Origin of the sequence: Paraburkholderia sp. SIMBA_027 (assembly GCF_046535315.1) — a bacterium.
In the GTDB taxonomy this organism is placed as follows: domain Bacteria; phylum Pseudomonadota; class Gammaproteobacteria; order Burkholderiales; family Burkholderiaceae; genus Paraburkholderia; species Paraburkholderia tropica.
In genome coordinates this window covers 1-229 of sequence record NZ_JAWRWY010001766.1, presented here as the reverse complement: position 1 = coordinate 229, position 229 = coordinate 1, and the positions used below count along the sequence as shown (strand labels likewise).

1 protein-coding gene is annotated in these 229 nt (G+C 57.2%); it reads left to right on the top strand.

Annotation, left to right across the window (positions count from 1 at the left end):
• On the top strand, window positions 1-229 hold a 229-nt coding region (locus SB764_RS45225; RefSeq protein ID WP_410867469.1), incomplete at both ends, for an aminotransferase class I/II-fold pyridoxal phosphate-dependent enzyme.

The window sequence follows — 229 nt, the reverse complement described above, 5'->3', positions numbered from 1 at the left end:
AGGCCCTGATGGCTGACGTTGAAGACATCAAGATTCAGCGCGATCGTATTGTGACTGAGCTCTTGCGGATGGGCCTAAAACCGTCGGTGTCTGACTCTAACTATGTCTTCTTCGGTGGCTTGGACAACCCGCATGAAGTGTGGCAGGGGCTTCTCGACGCCGGTGTACTGATTCGCGACGTCGGTATCCCGGGCCACCTGAGGGTGACAGCGGGTACCGAGAAGGAGAC